Here is a 9,024-nt window from a genome sequence, read left to right as displayed (position 1 = left end):
TAAGCATAGAGTTTAAATTCTCCCGTTTCCTTAGCTCGCTTCAGTTTTTCCATAAAGTACATTTTGTCTTCATCATCCATAAATATGTTTCGACTGTCTATCCCTTTTAACATCACATGATAAATACTTGTCATACTTCTTACTCTTGCCTGCCTCGCCATTTTTTACCTCACTTCTTAGTCCTCTTTACTACATTCTATCACACTCTTCTAAATGTGACAACAGAAACGTCCCCGTGTCTCCCCCATATGCCGGAGGATCATCAGAAATACCTGGAGTGGAATGGCGATCGCTTTATTGAATGGGCCCATAAAATCGGGCCCCATACCGTTACGACGGTAAAATCGGTTCTGGCTTCCTTCAAGGTCGAACAGCAGGGTTACAAATCCTGTGTGGATCTGTTGAAGCTGGCTGATAAATATTCGGTCAACCGTCTGGAAGCCGCCTGTAAAAAGGCCTTGTCCTATACACCTCATCCCAGTTATAAGAGTGTTAAAAATATTCTCACAACCGGACAGGATAAACTGTCCGATCAACCAGAAAAGGATCATGAGTCATCTGTTGAAAATCAATACGGATATACCCGGGGGGCCAGCTATTATGGAGGTAAGCATCATGACGAATGAAGCCACCCTCAATAAACTCATCGAAATGCACCTGTCAACAATGGCTGATGCCTTCCGTCTGCAATTGAACGATCCCTCCATGGCGGATATTCCGCTTGAAGACCGGTTCGGTCTGATGGTTGACCGGGAATATACCAGCCGCAAGAATAACCGGTTGCAGCGATTGATCAAAAAGGCTGGTTTTGATCAGTCCCAGGCAAATGTTCATGACATCAATTATCAGGCTGGTCGAAAACTCAATAAAAAACTGATTGAACGCCTGTCGACCTGTGAATACATCCGGGAAGCACACAATATTATCATTGCCGGGGCAACGGGTACGGGTAAGTCCTACATTGCCTGTGCTCTGGGAATGGAAGCCTGCAAACACTACTACGCCACAAAATACATCCGTCTGCCGGAACTGCTGGCTGAACTGGCGGTTGCCAGGGGCGAGGGCAAGTTCAAAGAAGCGATCCGGCACTATCAGAAATACACCCTCCTGATCCTCGAAGAATGGTTGCTGATCAAACTGACCGAAACGGAAGCCAGGGACTTACTGGAGATTATCCACGCCCGTCATAAAAAGGTTTCCACAATTTTCTGCTCTCAGTTCGCCCCACTCGTCTGGTACACCAAATTTCCTGAAGCCACTGTCGCCGATGCCATTCTTGATCGGATTGTTCACGATTCACACAGCATTGAGATTCAGTATATCGACAAGGAGCATGATCGCTCCATGCGAGAAATTTACGGAATTGATTCTAAAAACACTTAAATAGCCACTTGGCACCATGTCGAAACGTTTGAAACCACTGTCCGGTCTCGGAGACATGAGCCTCCGGACAGCCTGGTTTTTCCAGCCGAAATATTCAATGGTTTCCGGGGCAGCTCCATCCATCACCTCAATCGTTGCCGATGGAAGATTAATCACCACTGCTGGACTCCGGTTCGTTTTTCCCAGACTCATCGGAAGTTTGGCAAAAGTAACCGGTTCATCCGGTTCCAGTTGTGTGGACACCATTTCCTGGCCACAAGCTTGTTGACGGATGCGTTTCAGCCAATAATAATAGGATGTTTCTTTAACCAGATTCTGCTGACACCAGACCTTGACGGTCATTCCACTTGACCGTTGATCCTGAATCAGTTGTGTCCACTGTTCCATGCGGAACTTTGTTTTAACTGGAGTTATTTCATCCATTTGCAATACCCTCCTGTGCAGTTTTTCAAAGTCACTTGAAAAACTCGAAAAACTACAACTTGAAAAACTTTGGTTTATGTTTGGAGTCTATTATCTCATGGATTTATTCAGGATGTAAGGCACCCTGTTATTGATCGCTTACGAAATCTGGGACGATTTTTTAATCCGAGTCCAAAACCAGTGGCACTGTAGTCCGGATTAGCTGGCTCTGTCATCAAATCGACTGGCACTGTAGACCGGAACGCTCCTGTCACGACTGTCAGCACTGACGGCAATTTAGGGAGAAAATATTTGTGGCACTCTGGACTCGTTGGAGAATTCAGATTCTTTAGTGAGATTTGCAGCTGGAATACTGGCTCAACTCATTGCAAACAGACAATAGCGAAAAGTCACATTCACTGCAGAATAGTTTTCCAGTCAGATCGCTCAGACTTTTTTAACTAATGTGACAACAGAAACGTCCCCATGTCACTTGCCCATGTCACTTCGTCTGACACAACTGTCGGTACTGACGGCAATTTGGAGAAAAAAATAGACTGGTTGGAGAATTCAAATTCTTCAGCGAGTTTAGCTGGGCAAAAACTGGCCAACAAATTGGAAACAGACAAAAGCTGGAAACCTGAGCCACCAGCTAAATCTTTTCCAGACAGTTTGCTCAATATTTTTCAGCCAGCAAAGTGCACAATAGAACCGTCCCCTTGTGCTCAATTCTAAATGTGACAACAGAAACGTCCCCATGTCACCCCCAGTACAGGTTCCCACGTTCCCTATAAAAGCCTGTATCATGTTCATGTCACCTCTATGCCGGTCATCATATAGTCGGTAATCAGGTTACCTCTATACTTATCCTGGAATGACGTTCAGACTCCAGTTTTGATGACATTAAAACACGTTTCGACACTTGTACGGTGATTCGCTGGTACTCATCTCCATGATTCTCACCTGACAACTCTTTGGTTGCCTTTTCCTTAACGCTCACTACCCTGACTCTTTACCAGAGCAGCTTAAGGTGGTTTGAAACCTCCACCTGAATGGCGGTTCCGAAGGGCCTTCCTTCATCTTCTATAGAGCATAGCTCTGTATTATTTTAAATACTATGCCTTCGTGGCACACAAACGTCCCCATGTCACCTTATACGTTATCCTCCTTTTGAATCGCTTACCCCGTGTCACTCCACCCTGGCAAAAAAGAAAAGACGACCCGAGTCCCGAAGAACCCGAATCGTCTCTATTCTCTGTTTCTATACTATCCACCTCAATAAGTTAAGTTGAATAAGTTAAGTGACAGGCACCGTTTAGTTCTATTATTCTATAGTGTTGTAAATGATGCTGTTGCACCTACTGTTGATAAGTTGCCAGCTGCATCTTCAACAACTACATATGCCTTATAAGCAGTAGCTGTTGTCAATCCTGTCATATTAACAGTTTGAGCTGCAGCTGTAGCAGCAGCAGTTCCTTTCGTTACCGCAGTACCTTGTGCTTTAACAGTTGCCGCTGTTGGCGCAGCATCTGCAGCTGCATATACTAAGTAATAGTATGTACCTGCTTCATCTGATGTGAAAGTCAAGTCAGCTGTTGTTGCTGCAAGGTTACCAGCAGAAATTGCACTTAATGTTGGAGCTGTTGTATCGACAACTACATTCCAAACAGCAGTTTTTTCAAATCCTGTTACAGCTTCGTTCTTATTAGCATCAACTACACTGAAAGTGCTTGCTGTTTTAACAACTACTGTAGATGTTGTATCAGCTAAAGGAGTTGTTAGTGTAATGTTAGCAATAGATGCACCTGATGTAAAGGAAACTGTGCTAGCAACTTTTGAGCCATTTACATATACTTCTAAGTCAGCATTGTTAATTGTACCAGTTAAAGCTTCATTGAATGTTACTTTAACATTATTTGTTGCATTAACTTCTGCCAAAGCAATGAATGGTTTTACATTTTCATACAGAGTTACAGCTCCACTGAAAGCCTGAACTGCATTTCCGTTTGTATCGACAACATTATCAACTGTTACAGTGTAGCTACCATTAGTTTGGATAGCGCCTGCTGCCATTGTTAAGCGTACGATTTTCTTAGTAGAATCAGTAAATACCGCATTTGTGAATACTTGTGAGCCTTCAACTTTGTAGTTAGCTAAATTTAATGCAGTTGCATCAGTTACTTTTTGAGTAAATGTAACATCTACATAGTTAGCATCGCCATTAGCTGCTGTACCTTTTGCAGCTGGTGAAGCTGTTGTTGTAACTGAAGCATTTGAAGGTACAACAAATGTTAAAGTTTTTGCAGTGTTAGCCTGTCCAGCTGCATCTTTTACTTCGCCTGCAGGTAATGTTACTGTGTAAGAACCTACTGGAAGCGCTGTAACAGCACCAGCTGTTCCTGAATAATCGTCTGCATTAATTAATAATTCTTTAATACCATCATTGTCTATATCAGCTACAGTTAAGGCAGATTTATCAATTTTTCCACCATCTGTCAATGTGCTTAAAGCATACTGTACATTGTCATAAACATATGAACCTGCTGTAATATCAGCTGGTGTATCTGCTACGATATTACGGTCGAATTTGACTACAATTTTGTTACCACCTGCTGTTGGTTGATATTGTGCGCTTACTAATTGTGGTGAACTTGCAGTAAATGTAACCATTTGAGCTACAGCTGTTCCAGAGTTACCAGCTAAATCTTTGAAGTTTTTAACTGTTACTTTGTGTAAACCTGAAGTAGTTGTTACTGTGATTGTATATGTTTTTCCATCAGCTGAAACAACTGGTGTTCCGATTGCTTTTGTTACATCATCAATATCAATTGTTGGGTTTGCTTGAAGTCTTTCAGTGAACACAACATCAAATGTTGCATTACCACCTGCATAACCAACTGGAGTTATTGAAGTAACCGCTGGGGCTGTTGTATCATTTGTGATAGTAAAAGACTGAATAGTTGGGTTTGGATTAATCAGATTTGTAGCTTTGTCTTTTAATCCAACTACCTGCAATGTATAATTGCCGGCTGTTAAACCTGCAACATTAACTGTAACTTTGCTTTGGTTGTTTGCAGTGACATATGTTGCCTGAGTTCCTGTATTGATTAAACCGAATTTTTTGATTCCGTTAGCATCATATACGGCTACAAATGCATTTACATTTTTCGCATTACCTGATGTATTAGTTGTATCTAAATCCGCATCTTTATCAATTGTAAAAGATAAAGTTTGGCTGTCATCCCAAACAAGAGAACCAGCTACAGGACGGACTTTATCAGAAAGTACATAAACTTTGGCGAAATTTTTGATTTCATTGTTGTAAGGATCTTTTACGCCATTTACGCCAACTGTGGTATTTGCGTCAACGTTTGTTAGTGGTGTGCCTAATGTTAAAGTCGCTACTTTATGATCTGCTGAAACTTCAACAGAAGCAACTGTATTGCCTGATACTGAATATTTGGAAGCAGTACCCATAGTTACAATATCCATTGCTGTGTTGTAGTTAACATTAATTCTAGTAGCATCAACTACAGTTACATCAGCAACTTTAGGCATTGGAATCAGACTAGCCTGAGCAGCGATAATATTTGAAAACGCACTTAAAATCAGAGTTGGATCATTTTGCTAAAACCCACTTAAACCAATACTTCCAGAGATTCCATTAACGCAGAACAGTTTTTCTAAAGATAAAAAACAGAGCGGTATCCTTGTGAATATAAAAAAAACAAAAAATCTATAAACAGGTTTTCAACATAAGAAATTCCCATCCGATTTTCTGAAAATTCAAGTGTTTCCAACAGATTGTGCTACTTTGGCTGGTGTTGCTGAAACCCGGTGATGTTGTTCCTGAATTCCAACCCATCCACCTTTTTTCTTCCTAAAATCCCGTCAGTCGTGTCAGTCTCGTCAGACAAAATGACTGTGTGATCTTCTTAGAAATGATTAAAACAGAAGAAGAAGCTTTTCTGGTTTGGTTCTCGCCACAAAGCGATTCCTCCTTCTGTCCAATCAAATTATCTTGGCATATTCTGTAATCTCAGGCAATCCCTATTTTGATTCTTCCCACACAAACTGTCGGCACTGCCGGGACTGACGGCAAATACGGGAGAAAATTTTTGGAGATCATGCAATTCCTGTTCAGCAATTAGTGGCACTCCATCTGCATTTCCGATCACACTAATTAAACTCCTGCAAGCCTCAGAGGGCTAAAAACTTTTTGACATCATCTAAATTTTCAAAACCTTTAATTCCCTCAATTAATATCTCTAAATTTGTTGAATCCAATTTAGTGATCGCTTCAGAATACTCAGCAGACATGACGCCGAATTTTTGAGTCAATAATTTGATTGCCATTTTGATCAATGCTTTGGTTTCGCCTTTTTCGATACCTTCTTCAATTCCTTCTTCTTTCCCTTTTAAAATTCCTTTTTCAAAACCTTCTTCTCTTAAAACTTCTGCAAGTGTCATCGCTACTTCACTCCCTTCAGGAAAAATTCCTTCAATGTATTTTTGAACAATATTTGAATTCACTTTTGAAAATTCCGGCACAATTTCGTAAACATAACGCAGACAGGTTTCAAAGTACTCCGTAGCTGTCTCTTTTTCATTCATTGCATTCAGTGCTGCAGCAACTCTTTTGAGGGCTTCGAGCAATTCCTGTTCGTCATCCCTGTTGACATGTTTCAGAATTGAAAGCGTCACATAATAACGTGAACCCAGTACAATTGCCTCATCTGGAAATCGATTCAGATCATAGACATGGTAACGGAAATTAGGGATACCTTGCTTGATGTCATCGGGTAATTCATCATAGTCGAGAATCATCGTGTCCAAAGCGTTTCCAAGTTCCCAGTTTTGTTGCCCATGATAAATAACCATCGGAATGATCACCGGGATATGTTTGGCTTTTTCGTTTTTAATTTTTTGATTCCAGATGCTGACCAGATAGTTCAATAACTGCAATCCCACATTTTTGTCCAGATAACTCTTGTGTTCAAAAAGAAGATAGAGATAGGCTTCTTTCTGATTGATGGTGGTTCGAAACAACAGATCTGAACGGGTTTCTTCCAGTTTCTTGCTGACGTAGGTACCATTTTGCAGTTCCAGATTGTTCAGATCAATGGTCTTTAAGATCGAATCTGGCAGGGAGTCTTTTAGAAAATTCTGTGAAACTTCCAGATTCGCAAAGGTCGCCCTGAAAAACATATCATGGGGATTCTGTACTTTTTTCTCAGTCTTTTTTGTCTCAGTCACTTTCATTCGTTCACCTTCTTTGCTATTGTCATCATTATAATCGATCTCCCTTTAAAATGCTATTAAATTTGATCATGATAAAAAGCCTTCTCTCATTCGCCACCTTTTTGCTCCAAAACTATCGACAATGCTGACAGTCCCGGCAGATCATTGTCGGTACTGACGCCACTGACGATAAAAACGGGACAAAAGGGGGGAAGATCATCCGGCTAGCATTTGGCCAACAGCTTGTCCATTTCCCGCTGAAAACCATAACGTCTGAAGAATTCAGTCAGAGCGATTTCAAGAACATCCCGCTGTTTCACATTTTTACTGTCACAATATTCCTTCATTAGTCGAATCAAAGCATCTGAGAAATAGATGGTCTGAGAACCCGCTTTTCCGGGAATGGCATAGCGGGGCAGTGTTCCTTCGGATTGAGGCATCAGCAGTGTCACCAGTCGATCTTTGTTCTGTAGCAGCATCTGAAGTATTGGCAGATAGGGTTCCAGTTCCATCAGTCCCACTGCAGATTCACCACTTTTTCCAGCTGACTTAAAAACACTGTCATTGAGATTGTCCGTTTCTGCCATTGTTTCGTCACTGGTGTTCGCCGTCACTAGGACATAGTTTTTCTTTCCAGAATCCCACAATAACTGCTTACTTTCCATGTATTCACCCAACTCCCGGTGATCTTTAAACCAAACTCCCGGGCAATGGTTCTGGGATCACTGTCATCACCCATTTCTTCAAAACGCTTGATGATCATTTCGGCTTTGAATGGTGCTCCGGATTCCAGTTCGTCAAGAATAGTGTCTGCTTTTGTCACGGCGGGAATGTAGGTCTGATTGTGACTGTCCCAGGTGAAGCCTTTTCGGCGCAGATAGGTGTCCAGGGATCGCCAATTAGCCAGTTCAAAGGTTTCAGCCAGTTCTTTTCTTGTTTTTCCTTCCATCAGGCCAGCCAATGTCTCGGTGACACGCTGATCATAGATGGGTTCCATTGATGCTTTCATTATTTTTTTCCTTTCTTTTTCTGAATCATCGCTGCCAATCCCTAAATGAGATTGACAGCCTGCTGCAGTTGACCAATATCCTGATGAATGTAGCGACTGGTGACGGTGAGATTGCTGTGTCCCAGTAGCTTCTGAACTGCTGGCAGGGGAGCCTGATTTCTGACCAGATTGGAAGCAAAGGAATGTCTCAGAATATGGGCGGTGACATGCTTTTCCCAGCCCAGTTTAGCCACCGTTTCAATCAGAGTCTCATTCACTGTCTGCCGGGAGAGTCTGCCGGTTCGGGTGGTGGCAAAGAAATAGCTGGAAGTGGTTTTGGGTCGGATGGTATTTAAATAATTGACCAGTTCTTCCTTCAGTTTGGCATTGATGGGAATCACCCGATCCTTGTTGCCTTTTCCCTGACTGGAATTGTCAATAATAGTTCAGTCAAAACACGCAAGGAATTTTCCAAGCCCCTATAGAATAGCCAGCCCTCATCGTCGGTAACAATCATCAAAACTTTGAATGCTATGCAGCGAGCTGGTGATTGTCGATAAAAAGCCCCCGATAAACTAGCGGTGGATAGCCATTATTTGTACTGTAAATTCGTCGACGATTGTAATAATGGATGTAGCGATGAACAATCGTTTTGACTTCAACCATGGGCATACTTTTGGTATTAATTTTATAGAGCTTCTCTTTTTTCAGCGTTGCGAAAAAACTTTCCATCCGGGCATTATCATAACAACGCCCGGTGCCACTCATACTCTGGATGGCATTTGCTTTTTTTAATACCTTTCGAAAGCGTTGGCTGGTAAACTGCGTGCCCCGATCGGAATGAAGGATCATTCCTTCGGCACCATCATCTCTGCAGGCGTTTTGAAACGCTTCAACACAAAGGTCTGCCCGCATGTTGTCATCCATCCTGAAGCCCCGGATACTGCCGTCATAGCAATCAAAAATGGGTGCCAGATAAAGTTTTCCATCTTTACAGGGGATTTCTGTAA

8 protein-coding genes and 1 pseudogene are annotated in these 9,024 nt (G+C 42.0%); 2 read left to right on the top strand and 7 right to left on the bottom strand.

What is annotated here, in order from left to right; all coding sequences use genetic code 11:
- Nucleotides 1–245: 245 nt before the first annotated feature.
- Nucleotides 246–626: pseudogene (locus tag ACWI_RS18140) on the top strand (IS21 family transposase); the annotation flags it as partial.
- Nucleotides 616–1,383, top strand: coding sequence for an IS21-like element helper ATPase IstB (gene istB / locus ACWI_RS18135; RefSeq protein WP_070372859.1), 768 nt, complete (start codon nt 616–618; stop codon nt 1,381–1,383). The pseudogene ACWI_RS18140 and the gene istB, both read left to right, overlap by 11 nt.
- Here istB and tnpA read toward each other — a convergent pair.
- The 7 genes from tnpA to ACWI_RS18095 all read right to left on the bottom strand — a co-directional run.
- Nucleotides 1,297–1,806 carry an IS66 family insertion sequence element accessory protein TnpA gene (gene tnpA / locus ACWI_RS18130; protein ID WP_070372858.1) on the bottom strand — a complete coding sequence of 170 codons (510 nt, stop codon included), beginning with the start codon at nt 1,804–1,806 and terminating at the stop codon, nt 1,297–1,299. The two genes, istB and tnpA, sit on opposite strands and share 87 nt — an antisense overlap.
- A 1,308-nt stretch (nt 1,807–3,114) precedes the next feature.
- Nucleotides 3,115–5,343, bottom strand: a complete 2,229-nt coding sequence (locus ACWI_RS19190; RefSeq protein ID WP_175440988.1) for a hypothetical protein — start codon at nt 5,341–5,343, stop codon at nt 3,115–3,117.
- Between the two features lie 642 nt (nt 5,344–5,985).
- Complete coding sequence (locus ACWI_RS18115; protein WP_070372855.1) at nt 5,986–7,047, bottom strand: Rpn family recombination-promoting nuclease/putative transposase; 1,062 nt, start codon at nt 7,045–7,047, stop codon at nt 5,986–5,988.
- A gap of 203 nt (nt 7,048–7,250) precedes the next feature.
- Nucleotides 7,251–7,691, bottom strand: coding sequence for a hypothetical protein (locus ACWI_RS18110; protein ID WP_139142417.1), 441 nt, complete (start codon nt 7,689–7,691; stop codon nt 7,251–7,253).
- Complete coding sequence (locus ACWI_RS18105) at nt 7,640–8,035, bottom strand: hypothetical protein (RefSeq protein WP_070372853.1); 396 nt, start codon at nt 8,033–8,035, stop codon at nt 7,640–7,642. Before ACWI_RS18105 ends, ACWI_RS18110 begins: the two co-directional genes overlap by 52 nt.
- A gap of 41 nt (nt 8,036–8,076) precedes the next feature.
- Entirely contained in the window at nt 8,077–8,454 is a 378-nt protein-coding gene (locus tag ACWI_RS18100) for a tyrosine-type recombinase/integrase (RefSeq protein ID WP_278278312.1), read from the bottom strand.
- A 91-nt stretch (nt 8,455–8,545) separates the two neighbouring features.
- Nucleotides 8,546–9,024, bottom strand: a 479-nt coding sequence (locus ACWI_RS18095) for a DDE-type integrase/transposase/recombinase (protein ID WP_139142293.1), incomplete at its 5' end; no start/stop codon positions are given.

The organism is Acetobacterium wieringae (genome assembly GCF_001766835.1).
Taxonomy (GTDB): domain Bacteria; phylum Bacillota; class Clostridia; order Eubacteriales; family Eubacteriaceae; genus Acetobacterium; species Acetobacterium wieringae.
Note: the sequence above shows the minus strand (reverse complement) of the source record. Positions and strands in the feature narration are given on the sequence as shown.

Coding starts and splice junctions, on each gene's coding strand:
- istB (WP_070372859.1), top strand. CDS start 616: ATGACGAATGAAGCCACCCTCAATAAACTCATCGAAATGCACCTGTCA.
- tnpA (WP_070372858.1), bottom strand. CDS start 1,806: ATGGATGAAATAACTCCAGTTAAAACAAAGTTCCGCATGGAACAGTGG.
- ACWI_RS19190 (WP_175440988.1), bottom strand. CDS start 5,343: ATGCCTAAAGTTGCTGATGTAACTGTAGTTGATGCTACTAGAATTAAT.
- ACWI_RS18115 (WP_070372855.1), bottom strand. CDS start 7,047: ATGAAAGTGACTGAGACAAAAAAGACTGAGAAAAAAGTACAGAATCCC.
- ACWI_RS18110 (WP_139142417.1), bottom strand. CDS start 7,691: ATGGAAAGTAAGCAGTTATTGTGGGATTCTGGAAAGAAAAACTATGTC.
- ACWI_RS18105 (WP_070372853.1), bottom strand. CDS start 8,035: ATGAAAGCATCAATGGAACCCATCTATGATCAGCGTGTCACCGAGACA.